General features: G+C 72.6%; 20 protein-coding genes and 8 tRNA genes. 16 read left to right on the top strand and 12 right to left on the bottom strand.

Translation table 11 applies throughout. The annotated features are described in order from the left end of the window. The first annotated feature begins 402 nt into the window (after nt 1-402). Complete coding sequence (locus AB0K17_RS14700) at nt 403-621, top strand: hypothetical protein (RefSeq protein ID WP_365968248.1); 219 nt, start codon at nt 403-405, stop codon at nt 619-621. A 221-nt stretch (nt 622-842) separates the two neighbouring features. On the opposite strand, the gene AB0K17_RS14695 is transcribed toward AB0K17_RS14700, so the two are convergent. The 6 genes from AB0K17_RS14695 to AB0K17_RS14670 form a co-directional block, all read right to left on the bottom strand. Then, a tRNA-Val gene (locus AB0K17_RS14695) sits at nt 843-914 on the bottom strand. Nucleotides 915-938: 24 nt separating this feature from the next. After that, nucleotides 939-1,010: transfer RNA gene (locus AB0K17_RS14690), tRNA-Val, on the bottom strand. Between the two features lie 20 nt (nt 1,011-1,030). Next, nucleotides 1,031-1,102, bottom strand: a tRNA-Val gene (locus AB0K17_RS14685). Nucleotides 1,103-1,126: 24 nt separating this feature from the next. After that, nucleotides 1,127-1,198, bottom strand: a tRNA-Val gene (locus tag AB0K17_RS14680). A 1-nt stretch (nt 1,199) separates the two neighbouring features. Next, nucleotides 1,200-1,273 (bottom strand) — tRNA-Cys (locus AB0K17_RS14675). A 35-nt stretch (nt 1,274-1,308) separates the two neighbouring features. Beyond that, nucleotides 1,309-1,381, bottom strand: a tRNA-Gly gene (locus tag AB0K17_RS14670). 246 nt (nt 1,382-1,627) lie between these two features. On the opposite strand from AB0K17_RS14670, the gene AB0K17_RS14665 reads away from it, so the two are divergent. Genes AB0K17_RS14665 through AB0K17_RS14655 form a run of 3 tightly spaced genes read left to right on the top strand, consistent with a single transcriptional unit; the run spans nt 1,628 to nt 4,346 of the window. Then, entirely contained in the window at nt 1,628-2,665 is a 1,038-nt protein-coding gene (locus tag AB0K17_RS14665; RefSeq protein WP_365968262.1) for a chorismate-binding protein, read from the top strand. Further along, nucleotides 2,662-3,483, top strand: coding sequence for an aminodeoxychorismate lyase (locus AB0K17_RS14660; RefSeq protein WP_365983139.1), 822 nt, complete (start codon nt 2,662-2,664; stop codon nt 3,481-3,483). The genes AB0K17_RS14665 and AB0K17_RS14660 overlap by 4 nt, the downstream gene beginning before the upstream one ends. A 41-nt stretch (nt 3,484-3,524) precedes the next feature. Then, nucleotides 3,525-4,346: a GNAT family N-acetyltransferase gene (locus tag AB0K17_RS14655; protein WP_365968246.1), complete on the top strand. Its 822-nt coding sequence runs from the start codon at nt 3,525-3,527 to the stop codon at nt 4,344-4,346. 25 nt (nt 4,347-4,371) lie between these two features. Here the strand turns inward: AB0K17_RS14655 and AB0K17_RS14650 are convergent, their stop codons facing one another. Continuing rightward, nucleotides 4,372-4,881, bottom strand: a complete 510-nt coding sequence (locus tag AB0K17_RS14650; RefSeq protein WP_365983138.1) for a DsbA family protein — start codon at nt 4,879-4,881, stop codon at nt 4,372-4,374. Between the two features lie 179 nt (nt 4,882-5,060). Between AB0K17_RS14650 and AB0K17_RS14645 the strand changes: the two genes are divergently transcribed. Both AB0K17_RS14645 and AB0K17_RS14640 read left to right on the top strand, forming a co-directional pair. Then, nucleotides 5,061-5,489: a hypothetical protein gene (locus tag AB0K17_RS14645; protein WP_365968244.1), complete on the top strand. Its 429-nt coding sequence runs from the start codon at nt 5,061-5,063 to the stop codon at nt 5,487-5,489. A 67-nt stretch (nt 5,490-5,556) separates the two neighbouring features. Then, nucleotides 5,557-5,718, top strand: a complete 162-nt coding sequence (locus AB0K17_RS14640; protein WP_365968243.1) for a hypothetical protein — start codon at nt 5,557-5,559, stop codon at nt 5,716-5,718. Nucleotides 5,719-5,754: 36 nt separating this feature from the next. Here the strand turns inward: AB0K17_RS14640 and AB0K17_RS14635 are convergent, their stop codons facing one another. Both AB0K17_RS14635 and AB0K17_RS14630 read right to left on the bottom strand, forming a co-directional pair. Next, nucleotides 5,755-6,315 (bottom strand): CGNR zinc finger domain-containing protein, encoded by a 561-nt coding sequence (locus AB0K17_RS14635; RefSeq protein ID WP_365968242.1) that lies wholly within the window; start codon nt 6,313-6,315, stop codon nt 5,755-5,757. Nucleotides 6,316-6,549: 234 nt separating this feature from the next. Further along, nucleotides 6,550-6,963: an SsgA family sporulation/cell division regulator gene (locus tag AB0K17_RS14630; RefSeq protein ID WP_003959770.1), complete on the bottom strand. Its 414-nt coding sequence runs from the start codon at nt 6,961-6,963 to the stop codon at nt 6,550-6,552. Between the two features lie 192 nt (nt 6,964-7,155). On the opposite strand from AB0K17_RS14630, the gene AB0K17_RS14625 reads away from it, so the two are divergent. From AB0K17_RS14625 to AB0K17_RS14610, 4 genes are all read left to right on the top strand, one after another. After that, entirely contained in the window at nt 7,156-7,587 is a 432-nt protein-coding gene (locus AB0K17_RS14625) for a TIGR02611 family protein (RefSeq protein ID WP_365968241.1), read from the top strand. A gap of 57 nt (nt 7,588-7,644) precedes the next feature. Further along, a tRNA-Val gene (locus tag AB0K17_RS14620) sits at nt 7,645-7,719 on the top strand. Nucleotides 7,720-7,787: 68 nt separating this feature from the next. After that, nucleotides 7,788-8,270, top strand: a complete 483-nt coding sequence (locus AB0K17_RS14615; RefSeq protein WP_365968240.1) for an SRPBCC family protein — start codon at nt 7,788-7,790, stop codon at nt 8,268-8,270. Between the two features lie 64 nt (nt 8,271-8,334). Then, nucleotides 8,335-8,406: transfer RNA gene (locus AB0K17_RS14610), tRNA-Val, on the top strand. A gap of 83 nt (nt 8,407-8,489) precedes the next feature. Here AB0K17_RS14610 and AB0K17_RS14605 read toward each other — a convergent pair. Further along, nucleotides 8,490-9,215, bottom strand: a complete 726-nt coding sequence (locus tag AB0K17_RS14605; RefSeq protein WP_365968239.1) for a 3'-5' exonuclease — start codon at nt 9,213-9,215, stop codon at nt 8,490-8,492. 175 nt (nt 9,216-9,390) lie between these two features. Between AB0K17_RS14605 and AB0K17_RS14600 the strand changes: the two genes are divergently transcribed. From AB0K17_RS14600 to AB0K17_RS14575, 6 genes are all read left to right on the top strand, one after another. Beyond that, nucleotides 9,391-9,960: a DUF4365 domain-containing protein gene (locus AB0K17_RS14600; protein WP_365968238.1), complete on the top strand. Its 570-nt coding sequence runs from the start codon at nt 9,391-9,393 to the stop codon at nt 9,958-9,960. After that, on the top strand, nt 9,960-11,138 hold the full coding sequence (locus AB0K17_RS14595) for a hypothetical protein (RefSeq protein ID WP_365968237.1): 1,179 nt from the start codon (nt 9,960-9,962) through the stop codon (nt 11,136-11,138). Before AB0K17_RS14600 ends, AB0K17_RS14595 begins: the two co-directional genes overlap by 1 nt. A 114-nt stretch (nt 11,139-11,252) precedes the next feature. After that, on the top strand, nt 11,253-13,229 hold the full coding sequence (gene thrS, locus AB0K17_RS14590) for a threonine--tRNA ligase (RefSeq protein ID WP_365968236.1): 1,977 nt from the start codon (nt 11,253-11,255) through the stop codon (nt 13,227-13,229). Nucleotides 13,230-13,290: 61 nt separating this feature from the next. Then, nucleotides 13,291-13,851 carry an HIT domain-containing protein gene (locus AB0K17_RS14585; RefSeq protein ID WP_365968235.1) on the top strand — a complete coding sequence of 187 codons (561 nt, stop codon included), beginning with the start codon at nt 13,291-13,293 and terminating at the stop codon, nt 13,849-13,851. 99 nt (nt 13,852-13,950) lie between these two features. Then, nucleotides 13,951-14,766 (top strand): polysaccharide deacetylase family protein, encoded by an 816-nt coding sequence (locus AB0K17_RS14580; protein ID WP_365968234.1) that lies wholly within the window; start codon nt 13,951-13,953, stop codon nt 14,764-14,766. Then, entirely contained in the window at nt 14,763-15,989 is a 1,227-nt protein-coding gene (locus tag AB0K17_RS14575; protein ID WP_365968233.1) for a YncE family protein, read from the top strand. The genes AB0K17_RS14580 and AB0K17_RS14575 overlap by 4 nt, the downstream gene beginning before the upstream one ends. 218 nt (nt 15,990-16,207) lie before the next feature. Here the strand turns inward: AB0K17_RS14575 and AB0K17_RS14570 are convergent, their stop codons facing one another. Together AB0K17_RS14570 and AB0K17_RS14565 are read right to left on the bottom strand one after the other, a co-directional pair. Continuing rightward, entirely contained in the window at nt 16,208-17,863 is a 1,656-nt protein-coding gene (locus AB0K17_RS14570) for a hypothetical protein (protein WP_365968232.1), read from the bottom strand. A gap of 202 nt (nt 17,864-18,065) precedes the next feature. Continuing rightward, nucleotides 18,066-20,273, bottom strand: coding sequence for an elongation factor G-like protein EF-G2 (locus tag AB0K17_RS14565; RefSeq protein ID WP_365968231.1), 2,208 nt, complete (start codon nt 20,271-20,273; stop codon nt 18,066-18,068). Nucleotides 20,274-20,322: the final 49 nt, after the last annotated feature.

The following is a 20,322-nucleotide window of genomic DNA, read 5'->3' as shown; positions in this document are numbered from 1 at the left end:
GGAACGGCAGGGACGCGACGGCCCGGTGCCCAAGCACCCGGCGGACCAAGGGTTTTGGCCGGTTCCGGCCCCTGCGCGGGGCCGTCCGCCCGGGTGGCGGCCGGAGGGAGTCGAACGTATGACGCGAGGAGGTACGGGCCGGGCCCGGCACCACCGCGCGGGCGGCCGCCGGTGCGGCCGGGAAGTGATCGAATTCACCGGGGGAGGGGCCTCTCCACCCCTGGGAGTACCCCGCCGGGCCGCTGTCATCCTCTCGGAGAACGCCGAGGGGTACGCGGGCATGACGCCGGACCGGGGCGGGCGCGCCTAGGGTGAGGGGCAAGCGACGGGCACGCACACTCGTCCCCCGAGGTCAGGTGCCCGTCGCCCCACACGATGCAGGGGAGACGGAAGGAGCGGAGGATGCCGGACGTGGCGGGGCGCGGGAGCGCCCGGGCGCACGGCCACCGGGCCGTGGACGCCCCCGGCGACGGCTTCCCCCCGCCGTCCCCTCCGACCCGGCACCCGCTCGTCGCGGCCGCCATGGTGCTGCCGCTCGCGGCACTGCTCGCGGTCGTCTTCGGCGGCTGGGACGCCGTGGTCGCACAGGCGTCGTCCGTGGCCGGATCGCTGGGGCGCTGAGCGCCCCGCGGCCCGGGAAGAGCGGCCCGGGCCGGGCGATGCGGCGGACCCCGTGGGGACGGGGGTGCGGCGGACGGCACGACGGGCCGGGTACCTGGGGAGGTACCCGGCCGTCGAGTTCCCGGAGCCGGCAGGAACCATCGGGCCACCGGGCCACCAAAAACGGACCACCAAAAACGGCCCGGGCCGGAGCATGGAGCTCCGGCCCGGGCCGATCGGTGTGCGCGATACTGGGATTGAACCAGTGACCTCTTCCGTGTCAGGGAAGCGCTCTCCCGCTGAGCTAATCGCGCGGGAAGATCCGTGGAGGACCTCGGTGGACGATACTGGGATTGAACCAGTGACCTCTTCCGTGTCAGGGAAGCGCTCTCCCGCTGAGCTAATCGTCCGGGATGCTGCTGGTGCTGCGTGCGCGATACTGGGATTGAACCAGTGACCTCTTCCGTGTCAGGGAAGCGCTCTCCCGCTGAGCTAATCGCGCGGGGAGACCCGTGAAGGTCTCGAGTGGACGATACTGGGATTGAACCAGTGACCTCTTCCGTGTCAGGGAAGCGCTCTCCCGCTGAGCTAATCGTCCTTGGAGGTGGAGACGGGATTTGAACCCGTGTAGACGGCTTTGCAGGCCGTTGCCTCGCCTCTCGGCCACTCCACCAGGAGTGAGGGGGTTCGGGAAGATCCCCCACATCGAGCGGACGACGAGATTCGAACTCGCGACCCTCACCTTGGCAAGGTGATGCTCTACCAACTGAGCCACGTCCGCACCAGCCACCCCGGATCGGATCCGGGAGCTGCCCCGCCGTTTCGCTTCCGCGTCCCGGCGACGTGTTGAACTTTAGCGGATTCCGGCGCCAGCTCAAATTCCGTTTGCCCAGCATGCTGCGCTGATCCTTCCCGGAACGCTCCCCACGGCCCCCGCGCTCCGCCGCCCGGACCCGCCCCGGGGGTGCCCCATAGACTCGATGACGTGCACAGCCTCCCTACTGCGCTCTCCCCGGCGGCCTCCCCGATGGCCCGCTTCGGCGGCCTGCTCGCCACCGATCTGCGCGACGTCACCAGCGACCCGGCGGCCCTGGAATCCAGCGGCTGGTGGGCCGTGGTCGCCGACTTCGAGGGCGGACTGCGCTGCGCCCGCTTCGGCGACGTGCGCCCCGCCCCGCCCCTGCCCGACCCGCAGGCCTGGCGCGGACCCGCGCCCGAGGAGTGGACCAGCTCCCTGGACCGGGACGGCTACGTCGCGGGCGTCCGCCGCATCCGCGAGCACATAGCCGCCGGCGAGGTCTACCAGGCCAACCTCTGCCGCGTGCTGAGCGCGCCGCTGCCCGACCCCGACCGCGCCGACGTCGACGCCCTGACCGCGCTCCTGGCCCACGGCAACCCCGCCCCGTACGCGGGCACCGTGCGCCTGCCCGCCCACGGCATCGAGATCGCCACCGCCTCGCCCGAGCTGTACCTGCGCCGCACCGGCCGCACGGTGGAGTCCGGCCCCATCAAGGGCACCGGCCGCACCGCAGCGGACCTGCTGGAGAAGGACCACGCCGAGAACGTGATGATCGTGGACCTGGTCCGCAACGACCTCGGCCGCGTCTGCGCCACCGGCTCGGTGACCGTGCCCGAGCTGTGCGCGGTCGAACCGCACCCGGGCCTGGTCCACCTGGTCTCCACCGTCCGCGGCGAGCTCGCCGACGGCGCCGGCTGGCCCGAGCTGCTGGCCGGCACCTTCCCGCCCGGCTCCGTCACCGGCGCCCCCAAGGCCAGCGCCCTCGACATCATCGAGGCCCTGGAGACCGCCCCGCGCGGCCCCTACTGCGGCGGCATCGGCTGGGTCGACGCCGACCGCGGCACCGGCGAGCTGGCGGTGGGCATCCGCACCTTCTGGATCGAGCGCACCGCCCCCGGCGGCCCCGTCCTGCGCTTCGGCACCGGCGCCGGCATCACCTGGGGCTCCGACCCCGAGCGCGAGTGGGCCGAGACGGAGCTGAAGGCCGCCCGCCTGCTCGCGATAGCGTCGGGCCGACACCAGCCGGCAGGAGGGACGACACGGTGATGATCTGGTACGACGGCCAGCTCCGCGACGCGGACAGCGCCCGCATCTCGGTCTTCGATCACGGGCTCACGGTGGGCGACGGCGTCTTCGAGACGCTCAAGGCCACCGACGGCCGTGCCTTCGCGATGACCCGCCACCTCGACCGGCTCGCCGCCTCGGCCCACCTGCTGGGGCTGCCCGAGCCCGACCGCGACGAGGTCCGCCGGGCCGCCGACGCCGTCCTCGCCGCCAATCCCATGCCGCTCGGCCGGCTGCGGATCACCTACACCGGCGGCGTCTCCCCCCTCGGCTCCGACCGCGGCACCCTGCGCCCCACCCTCGTCGTCGCCCTCGCCGAGCACACCCCCCGGCCGGCCAGTACCGCCGTCGTCACCGTCCCCTGGACCCGCAACGAGCGCGGCGCCCTGGCCGGGGCCAAGTCCACCTCGTACGCCGAGAACGTCGTCGCCCTGGCCCAGGCCCACCGGCACGCCGCCAGCGAGGCCCTGTTCGCCAACACCGTCGGCGCGCTGTGCGAGGGCACCGGCTCCAATGTCTTCGTCGTCCTCGACGGCGAGCTGCACACCCCGCCGCTGTCCTCCGGCTGCCTGCCCGGCATCACCCGCGCCCTGCTGCTGGAGTGGACCGGCGCCCAGGAGACCGACCTGCCCTTCGACGTCCTGGAGCGGGCCGAGGAGATCCTGCTGACCTCCTCCCTGCGCGACGTCCAGGCCGTGCACACCGTCGACGGCCGCCATCTGCCCGGCGCCCCCGGCCCGGTGACCGCCAAGGCCGTGCACACCTTCGCCGAACGCTCGGCCGCGGACATCGATCCGTAAATCCCCATGACGTGCCGCCCCCGGGCCGGTACAACACCAGCGTGACCACCACGCTGCGCCCCACCGCACCGGAACTGCGCACCGAGGACGGCGGCAGGTCCCGCCGCTACGAGGTGTGCGTCAACAGCCGGCCCGTCGGCAGCCTCACCATCGCCACCGATCCCCGCTTCGGCCCCCGCTTCGGGCGCATAGCGGGGCTCGTCATCGACGAGCGCGACCGGCACCGGGGGCGCGGCACGGTCGCCGCACTGGCCGCGGAGGAGGTGCTGCGCGGCTGGGGCTGCACCCAGGTGTCGGTCGACGTCCCGGCCGTCGCCACCACCGCCCTGGGCCTGGCGGGCGCCCTCGGCTACGTCGAGCGCAGCCGCTCGCTGAACAAGCCGCTCGCCGCCCCGCCCGCCCTGCCGCCCGGCAGCACCGCCCGGCCCCTGGCCGAGGAGGAGTTCGCCGCCTGGCAGGAGCAGAGCCGGGCGCAGTACGCGGCGGAGTGGGCCGGGCGCGGGGTGCCCGCGGAGCAGGCCGCGGCCAAGGCCGAGCGCGACCAGGCGCTGCTCCTGCCACAGGGGAGCACCACGCCCGGCGTCGTGCTGCGTGTCCTGCGCCACGAGGGCACCGACGTGGGCACGCTGTGGCTGGCCGTGCGGGAGGAGGAGGCGTACGTCTTCGAGGTCCGGGTGCCCGCGGCGCACCGCGGCCGGGGGCACGGGCGCACGCTGATGCACCTCGCCGAGCGCGAGGCCCTGGCGGCGGGCGGCCGTGCGATCGCGCTCAGCGTCTTCGCCGGCAACACCGCGGCCCTGCGGCTGTACGAGTCGCTCGGCTACCGGGCGACCGGGTTCGACCTGTACAAGATCCTGCACTGACGGCCCCGGGGGGCCGCCCGGACGATCAGCCCTGCGCCAGCAGCCGGTCGGCGATTTCCTCGACGCGCTCGCGCAGGCCCTCCTGGCTCTGCCCGCCGTCCAGCCGCTCGTCGCCGATGACGTACGTCGGCGTCCCCGTCACCCCGATCGCCCTGCCCTCGGCGTGGTCGGCGTCCACGGTCAGCGTGTGCCGGCCGTCGATCAGCGCCGTGTCGATCTCCTCGGCGTCCAGCCCCAGCTCCCGGGCCACCTCCAGCAGCACCTTCTCGCCGTGCGAGGCCACATCCGCGGTGCGGGCCAGCACCGCCTCCGCGTACGCCCAGCCCTTGCCCTGCTCGGCGGCCTCCTCCGCGGCCTGCGCGGCGGCGTAGGAGTGCTTGTGCTTCTCCAGCGGGAAGTGCCGCAGCCGGATCTCCAGCCGGTCGCCGTAGCGGGCGCGCAGCGCGCGGATGTCCTCCAGGGCCTGGTGGCAGTCGGGGCACTGCAGCTCGCACCAGACGTCCAGCACGACGGGGGAGGTGTGGGTTTCGCTCATGGGGCCAGTCTTCCAGCCGTCGGCGGCCCTCGCGGCCGCGGGCTGCCGCGGCCGTGCGCCGCTGATGCGCCCCTCAGGGGTCCGACGGATATTTCCCCGGCTCGCCCGCGCATCGTGGCCGCCCGGGCGGCGGCAGGTGCACGATGGAAGGACAGCGCCCCCGGGCAGGAGGAGAGACGATGCTGACCTCGACCGTATGCGCCGCGATCTCCGCGGCCGGCCTGGGCATCGCCCTGCTGACCGCCTACCGCCGGCGCTTCCTCGCCGCCACCCGTATCGCGGCCTGGGCCCTGATCCCCGTCGGGCTCGTGCTGACCGGGATCACCGACTGGCTCACCGACCTGGTGCTCAAGCCGACCGTCTGGGTCGGCTTCGGCATCCTCGCGCTGTCCGCCGCGCTGTTCGCGATCAGCCGGGCCGCCGGGCGCCGGCGCTCCCGCCGGGCCGTGGCCGCCGGTGCGCAGCCGCCCGCCGTACCGCCCGCCGCCTCCGCACCCGCTGCTTCCGGACCCGCCGTCTCCGCCCCCGGCGGCACGCGACAGCCCGGGGCCGCCCCCGCCGAGGACTTCTCGGACATCGAAGCGATCCTCAAGAAGCACGGAATCTGACGAACTCCTCCTCACGAGTGACACGTTGGGCCTGTGCCCGACGTGGCTGCGTCATGATCTGGCGGCGATGAACGACGACCCCGCACCGATCGACGACCCCGCACAGCACCTCACCGACGAGCCCCGCGGCTGCCTGTTCGCCCTCTCCCAGCCACCGCTGATGTTCTTCCTGGCCTTCATCGCGACGCTGATCCTGCTGACCGCCGTGCACGACCTCTACCGCTGGTGACGCCGGTACCGCTGGTGACGCCGGCCCGCCCGGGCCTCAGTCCCGGCCGGCCTCGCGGCGGCGCGCCCGGTAGGCGGCCACGTGCAGGCGGTTGCCGCAGGTGCGGCCGTCGCAGTAGCGGCGCGAGCGGTTGCGCGAGAAGTCGACGAAGGCCCGCCCGCAGTCGGGGGCCACACACCGCCGCAGCCGCTCCCGCTCGCCCTCCACCAGCAGGAACGCCAGCGCCATGCCGCCGTCCGCCGCCAGGTGCTCGGCGAGCGAGGCGCCGGGGGCGAAGTAGTGCACGTGCCAGGGGTGGCCGTCGTGGTCGGTGAGCCGGGGAGTGGTGCCTGCCCCGGCCACCAGGGCATTGAGCTGCTCGGCCACCGCGGCGTCGTCCGCCGCGTCGAACGCACGGGCGAAGCGTTCCTGCACGGCCCGTACGGCCGCCAGCTCCGCCTCGCCGAACGCGTCGATGCCGTCGATCCCGTGCCGGGCGACGAACTCCCGCAGCACGGCCGGGCCGTCCCGGCCGGGGCCGGGCTCCGCGCCCAGATCGGTGTTGAGCAGGTCGACGACGCAGTCGAGCGTGCGCCGGGTGTCGTGGTTGACGATCACGGATCGTTCGCTCCCCTGGCCGGTCCGAGGTAGGGCGGCAAATGTTCGACCGCGGGGAGCAGACTCTAGCGGCTCCACAGCGCCACGGCGCCGCCCTCACGCTGTTCGCGTGACGACGGCGCCGTGGCGGGCCGTGAAGCGATGTCCTCCGGCGGAATCCGCCGGCTTCCTCTCACGTCCTGCGCGCGGCCTCCCCGAGTGGGCCGCGCGCCCTTGATCAGCTCCTGCCCGGCATCAGCTTTCGGCCAGGATGTGCGAGAGCTCGGTGTCCAGGTCGAAGTGACGGTGCTCGGTGCCCGGCGGGACGGCGGCGTCGGTCCGCTTCAGGAACGACTCCAGGGCCCGCGCCGGCGCTTCCAGGAGGGCCTCGCCCTCCGGGGAGCTCAGCGCGATGCAGACGACGCCCTGGCCGTGGCTGCGGGACGGCCAGACCCGGACGTCTCCGGTGCCGGTGGGCCGGTGCAGGCCCTCCGCGAGGAGGTCCCGGGCGAAGACCCACTCGACGGTCTCCTCGGCTCCGGTGTGGAAGGTGGCGTGCACGGCATACGGATCGGCCGTGTCGTACCGCAGGCCTGCGGGGACAGGCAGTGACGATTCGCTCGACACAACGAGGCGCAGGTGCAGCTCGCAGCTGACCGTGGTGTTCATAAGCGCCATGGCCTTTCGCTCAGTGTGCGCTCGGGGATTCGCACGTCGGCGAAATCGACATGCCACCTACGGTGCCGTTGTAAACCCCTCTGACCGTTTTGAGGCTGTTCGGATACCTCGGACGGCCCAGTCGCCGCGACGCCGGTACCGCCGATCCGGTGAGATCCGGCACGTCCGGGTACGTTGGGCGCCATGAACGCGGAGAGTGACCAGCACGAGGCCCCCGTCCCCGAGGGCGCCGGGGAGCCCACCCGGGGGCTCGGCTCCCGTGCCCCGCACTTCGTCAGGAGGTCCCGGCCCCTGCACCTGAGCTGGCAGGTCGGCGTCTTCGTCGTCGGCCTCGCCGTCGTCGTCGCCGGCGTGATCATGCTGCCGCTGCCGGGCCCCGGCTGGCTGGTGATCTTCGCCGGCATGGCCATCTGGGCGACCGAGTTCGTCTGGGCCCAGCTCGTGCTGCGCTGGACCAAGCGCAAGGTCACCGAGGCGGCCCAGCGCGCCCTCGACCCCCGGGTGCGCCGCCGCAACATCATCCTGGTGATCTGCGGCCTGGTCGTCGTCGGCGTCCTGGCCGGCTTCTACATCGCCGCCTACGGCCTGCAGCCGCCCTGGCGCGCGGTGCGCTGACCCCGCAGGGGCGGTTCTGCGCACCCTCTGACATGCGGTAATGTTTGCGGTGCGCCCGGGCGATTAGCTCAGCGGGAGAGCGCTTCGTTCACACCGAAGAGGTCACTGGTTCGATCCCAGTATCGCCCACCACGGACCGAGGGTCCGCAAGGGAAGACACCCCCTTGCGGACCCTCGGTCCATTGGTGTGCCCTGGCGTCATGCCGCCCCCGCGCCGCCTGCCCTCACCCCACCACTACCGCTTCCGCGGCCGGTGGATCCTGCCCGCACCCCCCGACGCCGTCTACGCCGCCCTGGAGGACGCCGACGGCTACCCCGCCTGGTGGCCCCAGGTCCGCGAGGTACGCCGCCTCGACGCCGTCACCGGCGTCCTGCGCATCCGCTCCGTCCTGCCCTACGACCTCGTCCTCACCGCCCGCGAGACCCGCCGCGACCCCGGCGAGCGCGCCCTGGAGATCGTCATGTGCGGCGACCTCGACGGCTGGGCCGCCTGGAACGTCGTCCCGCACGGCGCCGGCGGCAGCGCCGCCCGCTTCGAGGAGGACGTCGAGGTGCGCAAACCCCTGCTGCGCCGCCTCGCCGTGCCCTGCCGCCCCCTGTTCACCGCCAACCACGCATGGATGATGCGCGCCGGACACCGCGGCCTGCGCGCCCTGCTGGCGGCCCCGGGCCGGGGGATTTGATGATCGGCCGCCGCGACCTGTATTGTTCACTGCGTTGCCGGGGGAGACCACGGCAGCGGATCCCGGGCGATTAGCTCAGCGGGAGAGCGCTTCGTTCACACCGAAGAGGTCACTGGTTCGATCCCAGTATCGCCCACCGCCACAAGGCCGGTCCGTCAACCGACGGACCGGCCTTGCGCGTTGCCGCACCTCCACAGAGGTGTGCCGAGGGCGGCCTCCTCAGGCCGCGGCCGGCATCAGCGGACGCAGCGGCCACGCCGGATCGCACTCCTCCTCCGAGCCGTTGCGGGCGAACCACGCCTGCAACCCCCGCGCCTGCGCCGCATGCCACACCGCCTGCCGCGCGTGCAGCTCCGCCGGGCTCAGCCGCTCCAGCCGCGAGGCGAAACGCCGCCCCAGAGTCCGCACCACCTCCAGCGCAGCCAGCGCGTCGGCCGCCGCGTCGTGCGCCCCGTGCAGCTCCACCCCGTAGTGGGCGCACAGATCCGTCAGCGTGCGGCGACCCTTGCGGTAGCGGTCCAGGTGGCGGTCCAGCACCCACGGGTCCAGCACGCACAGCGGCGCACCCCCCAGGTACCCCGCCAGCGACGACGCCCGGTGCCGGCGCAACTCCCGGTCCAGCAGCGTCAGGTCGAACGGCGCGTTCATCACCACCAGGGGTATGCCCCGGGCCGCGTGCGCCGCCAGCCCCCGGGCCACCTCCTCCATCACCGGCGCCGGCCAGCGCCCGTGGTGCTGCAGGTGCTCCTCGCTCAACCCGTGTATCGCCGTGGCCTCCTCCGGCACCGGCACCCCCGGATTCACCAGCCACCGCGTGGTCACCGGAGCGGCCCCGGCCTGCGACTGCGTGATGAACGCCGCCGAGACGATCCGGTCCTGTTCCACATCCACACCGGTCGTCTCGGTGTCGAAGGCGGCGAGCGGCCCCTCGAACCAGCACGGCATGACCCAACTCCTCGCATCTGTACCGAACATGGCGTGATTCCCCCTCCCCGCCAGGTGATACCCGGCGGCCACGCCCGGTGAACCGCCGCCGTTTGCCGGGGAGTTCGTCTGGAGACAACACAGATGTACGACCTGTACGAGACAAGGACCGGCGAGCCCGGAAGGCTTTTCGGACATGGCGCTCGCTCAGCCCGACCCCGCCCCCGACCGGACGGCCCCCGGGCACCCCACCATCCCCCGCGGCAGCCTCGCCACCACCGCCTGCATGGAGATCCTCCAAGTCGGCTACCTGCACGCCGTGGCGGCCGCCGCCGGCTGCTCGCTCGCCCAGCCCTACCCCGACAACGGCATCGACTGGCACGTCAGCCACAGCGCCCCCGGTCACACCACCGACGACGAGGTCACCATCAAGGTGCAGCTCAAGAGCACCTACCAGGTGCCGCCCCGACCCGGCCGCACCTTCCCGCTGACCCTGGACAACGACCACCTGGCCAAGCTGGCCCGCACCCCGGTCTCCGTCCACAAGATCCTCGTCGTGATGATCGTGCCCCGCGCCCGCCACGACTGGCTGCTCGCCGGCCACGACCGCCTCGAACTGCGCCACTGCTGCTACTGGACCAACCTCGCCGGCCACCCCGTCACCGGCCGGCGCAGGACCACCGTGCGGATCCCGACCACGCGCGTCTTCGACGACCGCGCCCTGTGCGAGATCATGACCCGGGTCGGGGCGGGAGGGAGACCGTGATGCGCCCGAGCGACGACGCCCGACCCCGCCCCCCGGACCCCGCGGTCCTCGCCACCCTCCTCGCCCGCCACGGCTGGCACCGGCGCGGCGGGCAGCCCGGGCGCTACACCCGCTGGACACCGCCCGCCGGACCCGGCGCCGGCACCAGCCTCCTCGTACCGGACGGCCGCGCCTACCCCGACAGCGCCGACCTGCTCACCGAGGCCCTGGCCGCCCTGGAGCACAGCGCCGCCCCCTCCGCCCGCGCCGTCCTCGCCGCCCTGCACCGCACCGCCGACGAGATCCACTGGTGGCGCGAGGTCCCCGAAACCCGCGCCCCCACCACCGCCTGGAGCGCCCAGGAGGAGCTGCGCACCGGCGCCCGCGCCCTGCTGCTCGCCGCGGCCCGCACCGCCGCCGCCCGCGCCGCCGGCACTCCCACCGGCTTCCACGGCGCCCGCCACCGCCGCCGCGCCGAGGCCGTCCTCGCCGGCCTGCTGACCGGCCCCGTCGACGACGGCCGCGAGCTCGTCGTCCACCTTCCCCTCGCCGACGCCCCGCCCGAGGGCGGCCGGACCCTGGCCACCACCGTGCTGCGCGCCCTGCAGGCCGCCCGGGACGCCACCGACTACCGTCGCGCCACCGGCCGCGGCGACGCCTTCGACGCCGCCGTCGAGGCGGGCGTGTGCCGGGAGCTCACCGACGCCCTCGTCATGCTGGTCAGCGGCACCCAGGGGGTGCGCATCGCCGTCGAGTGGGCCCCGGCCGCCGGCCCGCCCCCCGGCTTCGCCGCCCGACCCGAACCCGTCGAGTTCTCCCCCGGCGACCTGCCCGCCCTGCGCGAGGCCGGCGCCCGCTACGTCCGCACCGAACCCCCGCTGCCCGTCCACCTGACCGCCGCGGTCGTCAGGCTGCGCCGGGAGGGCCCGGACGGCTCCGGCACCGTACGGCTGCGGGTCCTGGCCGGCGCCGAGGTCGACCGGGTACGGGCCACCCTCGGCGAGGACGACTACCGCCTCGCCGGCCACGCCCACCTTGCCGGGGTCCCCGTCACCGTCCGCGGCCGCCTGGAGAGCCGCGGCGGCTTCCGCCGCCTGGCCGACGCCCACGACCTGCTGCCCGCCCGGGTCGACGCGGCCGAGCGGGACCGGCTGCTGAAGTCACTGCACTCCCTCCACGACAACCTCGACACCGACTGACCCCGCGGATGCGCGCCGGGCCACCCCGTAACCGTTTAGCGACCACGGTGCCGGGCTCGGTACGATTCAGGCGCGCAGCGACCGCTGCCGCGCCTCATACGTCAGGAGAGTCCGGTGTCAGACGTCCGTGTGATCATCCAACGCGATTCCGAGCGGGAAGAGCGCGTGGTGACGACGGGCACTACGGCCGCCGACCTCTTCGCCGGCGAGCGCACCGTCGTGGCCGCGCGCATCGCGGGCGAGCTGAAGGACCTCACCCACGTCGTCGCCGACGGCGAGGAGGTCGAGCCCGTCGAGGTCTCCTCCGAGGACGGCCTGAACATCCTGCGCCACTCGACCGCCCACGTCATGGCCCAGGCCGTGCAGGAGCTCTTCCCCGAGGCCAAGCTCGGCATCGGCCCGCCGGTCAAGGACGGCTTCTACTACGACTTCGACGTCGAGAAGCCCTTCACCCCCGACGATCTCAAGCTCATCGAGAAGCGCATGCAGGAGATCGTCAAGCGCGGCCAGAAGTTCGCCCGCCGCGCCGTGACCGACGAGGCCGCCCGCGAGGAGCTGGCCGACGAGCCGTACAAGCTGGAGCTGATCGGCCTCAAGGGCTCCGCCTCCCACGAGGACGGCGCCGACGTGGAGGTGGGCGCCGGCGAGCTCACCATCTACGACAACCTGGACCCGAAGACGGGCGAGCTGTGCTGGCGCGACCTGTGCCGTGGTCCGCACCTGCCGACGACCCGCCTGATCCCGGCGTTCAAGCTGATGCGCAACGCCGCCGCGTACTGGCGGGGCAGCGAGAAGAACCCGATGCTCCAGCGCATCTACGGCACCGCCTGGCCGTCGAAGGACGAGCTCAAGGCGTACCTGGAGTTCCTCGCCGAGGCCGAGAAGCGCGACCACCGCAAGCTCGGCTCCGAGCTCGACCTCTTCTCCGTCCCCGAGCAGATCGGCTCGGGCCTCGCGGTCTTCCACCCCAAGGGCGGCATCATCCGCCGGGTCATGGAGGACTACAGTCGCAAGCGGCACGAGGAGGAGGGCTACGAGTTCGTCTACACCCCGCACGCGACCAAGGGCGCGCTGTTCGAGACCTCGGGCCACCTGGACTGGTACGCCGACGGCATGTACCCGCCCATGCAGCTCGACGAGGGCGTGGACTACTACCTCAAGCCCATGAACTGCCCCATGCACAACCTGATCTTCGACGCGCGGGGGCGTTCGTACCGTGAGCTGCCCCTGAGGTTCTTCGAGTTCGGCACGGTCTACCGGTACGAGAAGTCGGGCGTCGTGCACGGCCTGACCCGGGCCCGCGGCTTCACCCAGGACGACGCGCACATCTACTGCACCCGCGAGCAGATGGGCGAGGAGCTCGACCGCACCCTCACCTTCGTGCTCGACCTGCTGCGCGACTACGGCCTGAACGACTTCTACCTGGAGCTGTCCACCAAGGACCCGGAGAAGTTCGTCGGCTCGGACGAGGCGTGGGAGGAGGCCACCGAGACGCTGCGCAAGGTGGCCGAGAAGCAGGGCCTGGAGCTCGTGGCCGACCCGGGCGGGGCCGCGTTCTACGGTCCGAAGATCTCTGTCCAGGCGAAGGACGCCATCGGCCGCACCTGGCAGATGTCGACCATCCAGCTCGACTTCAACCTGCCCGAGCGCTTCGACCTGGAGTACACGGCGGCGGACGGCAGCAAGCAGCGGCCGGTCATGATCCACCGCGCGCTGTTCGGCTCGATCGAGCGCTTCTTCGCGGTGCTCCTGGAGCACTACGCGGGTGCGTTCCCGGCGTGGCTGGCGCCGGTCCAGGCGATGGGCATCCCGGTCGGCGACGCGCACGTCGAGTACCTGCAGGAGTTCGCCGCCGAGGCGAAGAAGCAGGGTCTGCGGGTGGAGGTCGACGCGTCCTCGGACCGGATGCAGAAGAAGATCAGGAACGCGCAGAAGTCCAAGGTGCCCTTCATGATCATCGTCGGTGACGACGACATGAACGCGGGCACGGTCTCCTTCCGCTACCGCGACGGTTCGCAGAAGAACGGCATCCCGCGCGACGAGGCGCTCGCCGAGATCGCCAAGGCCGTGGCGGACCGCGTCCAGGTCTGACCCGTCCCGGGTTGATCTCAGCCGATGGGCCCCGGAGCGTCGTGGACGCTGCGGGGCCCATATGCTTCACTCCATGACGAGTGAGCCGGAGCAGCAGTTCGGAGTCGGGGCGCCCGATGCGTTCCAGCGCCTGTGGACCCCCCACCGGATGGCGTACATCCAGGGGGAGAACAAGCCCAGCGGTCCCGGCGCAGGGGATGGGTGCCCGTTCTGTTCGATCCCGGCCAAGAGTGACGAGGACGGGCTCGTCGTCGCCCGCGGCGAGCGCGTTTACGCGGTGCTCAACCTCTACCCGTACAACGGCGGGCACATGATGATCGTGCCGTTCCGTCACGTCGCCGACTACACCGATCTGGACGAGGCCGAGACTGCCGAGCTGGCCGACTTCACCAAGCGTGCGATGCAGGCGCTCCGAACGGCTTCTGGGGCCCACGGCTTCAACATCGGCATGAATCAGGGGACGACCGCCGGCGCCGGCATCGCCGCCCACCTCCACCAGCACATCGTTCCCCGTTGGGGCGGCGACACCAATTTCATGCCGGTGGTCGGCCACACCAAAGTGCTGCCCCAGCTCCTCGCCGACACCCGCAAGATGCTCGCCGACGTCTGGCCGAGCGCGTAGCCGGGCAGAAATCGGTCACGGCCCCGACGGGACAGGACACGCCCTACCCAAAAACGGGCAAATCGCACTGATTATTTTTAAAAGGGCTCTAATGGGACGGTGACCTTCCTCCACCGTCGCACCGTGCTGCGCGCGGCCATGGGCAGTGCCCTGGCCGGGGCCGCCGGGACCGCTGCCGCGGGATGCGGCGGTGATCGCTCGGCCGCCGGCCACCGGCCGGGCACGCCGGCGCCCTCCGGTTCGAAGGCCGGCGGCACGGGGGCCGCCGCGCTGCCGGGGGCGCCGCTGATGCTGCCCCGGCTGCCGCCGGGTCTGCCCGTCCAGATCGACCACGGCCCGCGCGGGGCGCGGGCGGTGGCGCTCACCTTCCACGGTGCGGGCGACGCGAAGGCGGCGACGGCCGTGCTGTCGGAGGTCGAACGGGCCGGGGCGCGGATCACCGTGCTGGCCGTGGGCACCTGGCTCGACGCCCAACCGCAGCTGGCCCGGCGGGTGCTGGACGGCGGGCATGAGCTGGGCAACCACACCATGCGTCACCTGAGCATCTGTTCGATGCCGGAGAAGGCCGCCTACGCCGAGATCACCGAGTGCGCCGAGCGGCTGCGCAGGCTCACGGGAGGCATCGGCCGCTGGTTCCGGCCGTCGCGCGCCCGGCGGGCGACCGATCAGGTGGTCCGGCTGGCCCGCCGGGCCGGGTATCCGCACGTCCTGTCGTACGACGTGGACTCGCTCGACTTCACCGACCCGGGCGCCGAGGCGGTCCGGCGTACCGTGTTGAACGCGGTGCGGCCGGGTTCGGTGGTCAGTCTGCACTTCGGGCACGCCGGCACCCTCGCCGCACTGCCCGCGATCCTCGACGGCCTGCACCGCCGCGGCCTGCGTGCGGTGACGACTACGGAGCTGCTGACCCGATGATCCAGTTCTCGCATCACCGCACAGGACGCCTCCGTCCCGGCTACTCCTCCCGCTCCCGCCGCGTCCGCGGGGCCGTGCTGCTCGCGACCGTGTGCGCCCTCCTGGCGGCGGGCTGCGGCAGCGGGGACAACGGGCCGCCGGCGGGGGAGCGGCAGGGCTCGCGCGGCCAGGGCGCGGCCCGGGGTGTCGCCCAGGGCCTGCCGGGCATGCCGCCGCTGCTCGACCCCAACGACCTGTACGCGGCGGACCGGCCGAACGCGCTGTCGCCCGTGGTGAAGGACTTCCCGTCGCGGGTGTACGTGCCGAACACCGAGTCCGACACGGTCAGCGTCATCGACCCCAAGACGTACAAGGTCATCGAGACGATCCCGGTGGGCAACCAGCCGCAGCACGTGGTGCCCTCGTGGGATCTGAAGACGCTGTGGGTCAACAACGACCGCGGTCACACGCTCACGCCGATCGACCCGGCCACCGGCAAGGCGGGCAAGACGGTCGAGGTGCACGACCCGTACAACCTCTACTTCACCCCCGACGGGAAGTACGCCGTGGTGATGGCGTCGATGGACCGGGAGCTGGTCTTCCGGGACGCGCACACCATGAAGCGGGTCCGCACGGAACACGTCAACTGCCTCGGGGTCAACCATGCGGACTTCTCGCCCGACGGGCGGTACTTCATCGTCTCCTGCGAGTTCTCCGGTGAACTCCTGAAGGTCGACACGGCGAAGATGAAGGTGATCGACCAGCAGAAGCTGCCCTTCGACGGGGCCATGCCGCAGGATGTGAAGATCTCGTCCGACGGCAGGACCTGGTACATCGCGGACATGATGGCCGACGGCGTCTGGGTGCTGGACGGGGACAAGTTCACCGAGCCGTGGCTGATGCCCACCGGCAAGGGCGCGCACGGGTTGTACGTCAGCCGCGACTCGAAGTCGATGTACATCTCCAACCGTGGCGAGGGCTCCATCTCGGTGCTCGACCTGCCCAGTCGCAAGCTGGTGAAGAAGTGGGAACTGCCGGACGGCGGCAGCCCCGACATGGGCGGCGTCTCCGCGGACGGCAAGGTGCTGTGGCTGTCGGGCCGCTACAACAGCGAGGTGTACGCCATCGACACCACCGACGGGCACCAGATCGCCCGCATCAAGGTGGGCGACGGCCCGCACGGCCTCGCCGTCTATCCGCAGCCGGGCCGCTACTCGCTCGGCCATACCGGTATCTTCCGCTAACTGTACGACCGTTGGGGGCTGCCCTGCCCCGCCCTCGGCACGGCCCGGATCGTGCAGCGCCCCGTCAGGGGCGCGGGGAACTGCGCGACAAGCCACGACGCGCCCGCAGACGGAGTGCCGTGCTGCGCCCGGACGCCGGTTGGTGCGTCGGCTGCGGGCCGTCGTGGCTGATCGCGCAGTTCCCCGCGCCCCTGACGGGGCTCCTGGCCGGATGCGGCCTACGCGTTGTAGACGTCCGCCCGGCGCGGGGTCGGGTCCTGGACGGCGCCGCTGAGGGTGCCGGCGCGGTTGACGAAGCGCTCGGTGTTCACGCCGTGGTCGGCCAGGACGCGCAGCGCCGCCTGGTGCACGACGCGCAGGACCGGGGTCGCGGCGCGCAGGGCGTCGTCGGCCATGAAGCGGTGCCGCCAGGGCTGGTCCGCCCAGGCGTGGCGCAGCCCGAACGGCTCGGGCAGTACCAGTTTGCCGCCCCAGTACTCCAGCAGCGGCGGGTACCAGGTGAGGGGGGCGCGGGCGGCGAGCCGCACGACCTCCTTGGGCGGGACGACGGCGAGCGTACGGGTGCGGCTCTCCCAGAACTTCAGCACCTTGCGGTAGGTCTGGGTGCGGTTCTTGGGGCCGGCGTTGAAGAGCGAGTGGGTGGGGCCGAGGGCGTGGCCGGTGACCTCGATGCGCAGCGTCTTGTGCAGGACGGTGACGTTGACCAGCAGGGTGATGACGAGCTGGCCGTCCCACAGGACGAACTGCACGCCCAGGTAGTGCCGGTCGCCGCTGCCGAAGTGCTGCTTGTCGCAGATGTCCTGCAGCTGGGTGCCGCGTATCTGGTAGGCGGCGTCCGTGCCGGCGGGCCGGGAGACGGCGCCGGCGCCCTCGCCGATGGGGACGACGACCCAGTGCTCGACCTGCGGGGCGGTCAGGCCGCCGGTGTTGATGGGAGTGCGCTCCAGGAGCTTGAGGTCGTCGTGGACGGCGCGGACGATGTCCCAGCTGCGGAAGGGGGTGATGTCCTTGCCGGGGGTGGCGGGGACGAGGTCCTCGGCGAGCTGCCAGCTGCCCCAGCGGGTGCCCATGCCGAGGATGCCCTTGGGGCCGGCGTAGAAGGCGACGTTGCTGCGCTGTTCGGCGGAGAGCTTGACCAGGTTCTGGCGCAGCGTCTCGGCGGTGCTGTGGCCCGGGTCGCGCGGCACGGCCTCGGGGATCTTGGCGGCGACGGCGCTGCCGCCGACGAGGCCGCTCCAGCGGTCGCGCAGGTCCCTGGCGGTGCGCTCGCACACCGTCTTGGCCAGGTAGCCGCCGATGACGGGCACGATCACCATGGCGCGCACGTACAGGTTGAGCAGGCCCTCGAAGGGCAGTTTGATCAGCAGGACCGCGACGACGATGCCCAGCAGCGTGAGCAGGGCGGTGCCGAGTGCGCCGGCGCGTTTGTCCTGGGCGCCGGCGAGGGTGCGGCGCAGTTGGAAGGCGCCGAGCCAGAGCAGGACGCCGGGCAGGAACAGCAGCCCGCAGACGATCATGATGGCCGTCAGCCGGGTGTCGCGCTCCTTGCGGATGCGGGAGGCCGCCAGGCAGTGCTCGACGATGACCTGCGGCTCCAGTCCGAAGGACTGGATGAGCGGTTTTCGGCCGCTGCCGAGCATGCGGGTTTGCACGGCGCGTGCGAAGGCCTCGCCGAAGTTGGGCTCGAAGAGGGAGATGCGGGCCTTCTTCACTTCCGAGGAGGCCCAGTCGGAGTTGGCCTTCAGCAGCTCGTCGACGGGGCCGTCGCGGTAGGCGGCCGAGGCCAGGGCGAAGGTCGCCGCGGTCTGGCCGGCCCCGCCGGACACCGGGACCTGTGCACCCGGGCTGAAGTCGAACACGTCCCCTGCTGCCACTGCCGCCCCCAATACCGTGCGCTCCGGTTGCGCCGGTCTTCTCCCGACTGCCGCCCAGGTGTTGCGTCATGGGCCGCACGCTCAGCGTAACCGGGCCGGGCGGTGCGTGTCGTGGAGATCTCGAAGCAGTCCGGAAGCCGCCCGCCCCGACAGGGGAGTTGGAGCGGGCGGCCGGTGCCTGCCGTCGGTGGCGCCCGGTGAACTATGCGCTTTCTTCGGCCTGTTCGCGTACGCGCTCGGCGACCTGCGGCGGCATGGGTTCGTGCCGGGCGTAGGAGCGGCTGAAGCGGCCGGTGCCGTGCGACAGCGAGCGCAGGTCCACCGCGTACCGGCCGATCTCGATCTCGGGCACCTCGGCACGTACCAGGGTGCGGCCGGAACCGGACTGCTCCGTGCCCACGACGCGGCCGCGGCGGCCCGACAGGTCGCTCATGACGGGGCCGACGTACTCGTCCGCGACGAGGACCTGGAGCTCGGCGACGGGCTCCAGCAGGTGGATGCGCGCCTCGGCCGCCGCCTCGCGCAGGGCGAGCGCGCCCGCGGTCTGGAACGCGGCGTCGGAGGAGTCCACGGAGTGCGCCTTGCCGTCGAGGAGGGTGACGCGGACGTCGACCAGGGGGTAGCCGGCGGCCACGCCCTTGGCGGCCTGGGCGCGCACGCCCTTCTCGACGGAGGGGATGAACTGCCGGGGCACGGCCCCGCCGACGACCTTGTCGACGAACTCGATGCCGGAGCCGCCGGGCAGGGGCTCGACCTCGATCTCGCAGATCGCGTACTGGCCGTGGCCGCCGGACTGCTTGACGTGCCGGCCCCGGCCGGCCGCCTTGGTGGCGAAGGTCTCCCGCAGCGAGACCTTGTGCGCGACGACGTCGACCTGGACGCCGTAGCGCGAGCGCAGCCGCTCCAGGGCGACGTCGCGGTGCGCCTCGCCCAGGCACCACAGGACGACCTGGTGGGTGCCGGGGTTCTGCTCCAGTCGCATCGTGGGGTCCTCGGCGGCGAGGCGGGCCAGGCCCTGGGAGAGCTTGTCCTCGTCCGCCTTGCTGTGCGCCTGGATGGCGACGGGCAGCAGGGGGTCGGGCATCAGCCACGGCTCCATCAGCAGCGGCTCGTCGCGACCGGAGAGGGTGTCGCCGGTCTCGGCGCGGGTGAGCTTGGCGACGCAGGCGATGTCGCCGGCGACGGCCTGGCTCAACTGGCGCTGCTGTTTGCCGAAGGGGGAGGACAGCGCGCCGATGCGCTCGTCGACGTCGTGGCTCTCGTGGCCGCGCTCCTCCAGGCCGTGGCCGGAGACGTGCACGGTCTCGTCGGGGCGCAGGGTGCCGGAGAAGACGCGCACGAGGGAGATGCGGCCGACGTAGGGGTCGGAGGCGGTCTTGACGACCTCGGCGGCCAGCGGGCCGGCCGGGTCGCAGCTCAGCCGCGGGCGTGCCCGGCCGTCGGGGGTGGTGACGTCGGGGGCGGTGCGTTCCAGGGGGGTGGGGAAACCGCCGGTGATCAGCTCCAGCAACTCGACGGTGCCCAGGCCGTGGCGGGCGCCCTCGGCGGCGGGGGCGGCGGCGAGGACGGGGTGGAAGCTGCCGCGGGCGACCGCGCGCTCGAGGTCCTCGATGAGCGTCTTGACGTCGATGTCCTCGCCGCCGAGGTAGCGGTCCATGAGGGTCTCGTCCTCGCTCTCGGCGATGATGCCCTCGATGAGCCGGTTGCGGGCCTCCTCGATGCGCGGCTGCTCCTCGGGGCCGGGCCCGGACTCGGTCCGGGTGCCGGTGGAGTAGTCGAAGACGCGGCCGGTCAGCAGCCCGATGAGGCCGGTGACCGGGCGGTGGCCGTCGGGGCCCTCGGGCCCGTGCACGGGCAGGTACAGCGGCAGCACGCTCTCGGCGGACTCCCCGCCGAACGCGGTGCGGCAGGCCTCGGTCATCTCCTCGAAGCCGGCGCGGGCCGTCTCCAGGTGGGTGACGACGATGGCGCGCGGCATGCCCACCGCCGCGCACTCCTCCCACACCATGCGGGTGGGGCCGGAGATGCCCTCGGTGCCCTCGGCCGCGGAGACCACGAAGAGGGCGGCGTCCGCCGCGCGCAGTCCGGCGCGCAGCTCGCCGACGAAGTCGGCGTAACCGGGCGTGTCCAGCAGGTTGATCTTGATGCCCTCCCACTCCACGGGCACCAGGGAGAGCTGTACGGAGCGCTGCTGACGGTGTTCGATCTCGTCGTAGTCGGAGAGCGCCGAGCCGTCCTCGACCCGGCCGGCCCGATTGACCGCGCCGGTGGTCAGGGCCAGCGCCTCGACCAGTGTGGTCTTGCCGGAGCCACTGTGGCCGACCAGCACCACGTTGCGGATGCTGCCGGGCCGGTCGGCCGTCACCGCCCTGCCGGCGGCCCCTGGATGCGTACTCGTCTTCTCGCCCATGTGTCTCGCCTTCCGGTCGACACCTGCGGTCCTTCGAGCTTTCCACCGT

The organism is Streptomyces sp. NPDC049585 (genome assembly GCF_040675615.1).
GTDB classification, from domain to species: domain Bacteria; phylum Actinomycetota; class Actinomycetes; order Streptomycetales; family Streptomycetaceae; genus Streptomyces; species Streptomyces luteosporeus.
The sequence above is the reverse complement of the archived record's forward strand: the minus strand, read 5'-3'. Positions and strand labels throughout refer to the sequence as shown.

What these genes read in the sequence shown, in the direction of transcription:
- AB0K17_RS14565 (WP_365968231.1), bottom strand. Translation starts at nt 20,273, where the DNA reads ATGGGCGAGAAGACGAGTACGCATCCAGGGGCCGCCGGCAGGGCGGTG.
- AB0K17_RS14615 (WP_365968240.1), top strand. Translation starts at nt 7,788, where the DNA reads ATGCCGCCCCCGCGCCGCCTGCCCTCACCCCACCACTACCGCTTCCGC.
- AB0K17_RS14605 (WP_365968239.1), bottom strand. Translation starts at nt 9,215, where the DNA reads ATGCCGTGCTGGTTCGAGGGGCCGCTCGCCGCCTTCGACACCGAGACG.
- AB0K17_RS14575 (WP_365968233.1), top strand. Translation starts at nt 14,763, where the DNA reads ATGATCCAGTTCTCGCATCACCGCACAGGACGCCTCCGTCCCGGCTAC.
- AB0K17_RS14600 (WP_365968238.1), top strand. Translation starts at nt 9,391, where the DNA reads ATGGCGCTCGCTCAGCCCGACCCCGCCCCCGACCGGACGGCCCCCGGG.
- AB0K17_RS14640 (WP_365968243.1), top strand. Translation starts at nt 5,557, where the DNA reads ATGAACGACGACCCCGCACCGATCGACGACCCCGCACAGCACCTCACC.
- AB0K17_RS14650 (WP_365983138.1), bottom strand. Translation starts at nt 4,881, where the DNA reads ATGAGCGAAACCCACACCTCCCCCGTCGTGCTGGACGTCTGGTGCGAG.
- AB0K17_RS14595 (WP_365968237.1), top strand. Translation starts at nt 9,960, where the DNA reads ATGCGCCCGAGCGACGACGCCCGACCCCGCCCCCCGGACCCCGCGGTC.
- AB0K17_RS14645 (WP_365968244.1), top strand. Translation starts at nt 5,061, where the DNA reads ATGCTGACCTCGACCGTATGCGCCGCGATCTCCGCGGCCGGCCTGGGC.
- AB0K17_RS14700 (WP_365968248.1), top strand. Translation starts at nt 403, where the DNA reads ATGCCGGACGTGGCGGGGCGCGGGAGCGCCCGGGCGCACGGCCACCGG.
- AB0K17_RS14630 (WP_003959770.1), bottom strand. Translation starts at nt 6,963, where the DNA reads ATGAACACCACGGTCAGCTGCGAGCTGCACCTGCGCCTCGTTGTGTCG.
- AB0K17_RS14665 (WP_365968262.1), top strand. Translation starts at nt 1,628, where the DNA reads ATGGCCCGCTTCGGCGGCCTGCTCGCCACCGATCTGCGCGACGTCACC.
- AB0K17_RS14585 (WP_365968235.1), top strand. Translation starts at nt 13,291, where the DNA reads ATGCTTCACTCCATGACGAGTGAGCCGGAGCAGCAGTTCGGAGTCGGG.
- AB0K17_RS14625 (WP_365968241.1), top strand. Translation starts at nt 7,156, where the DNA reads ATGAACGCGGAGAGTGACCAGCACGAGGCCCCCGTCCCCGAGGGCGCC.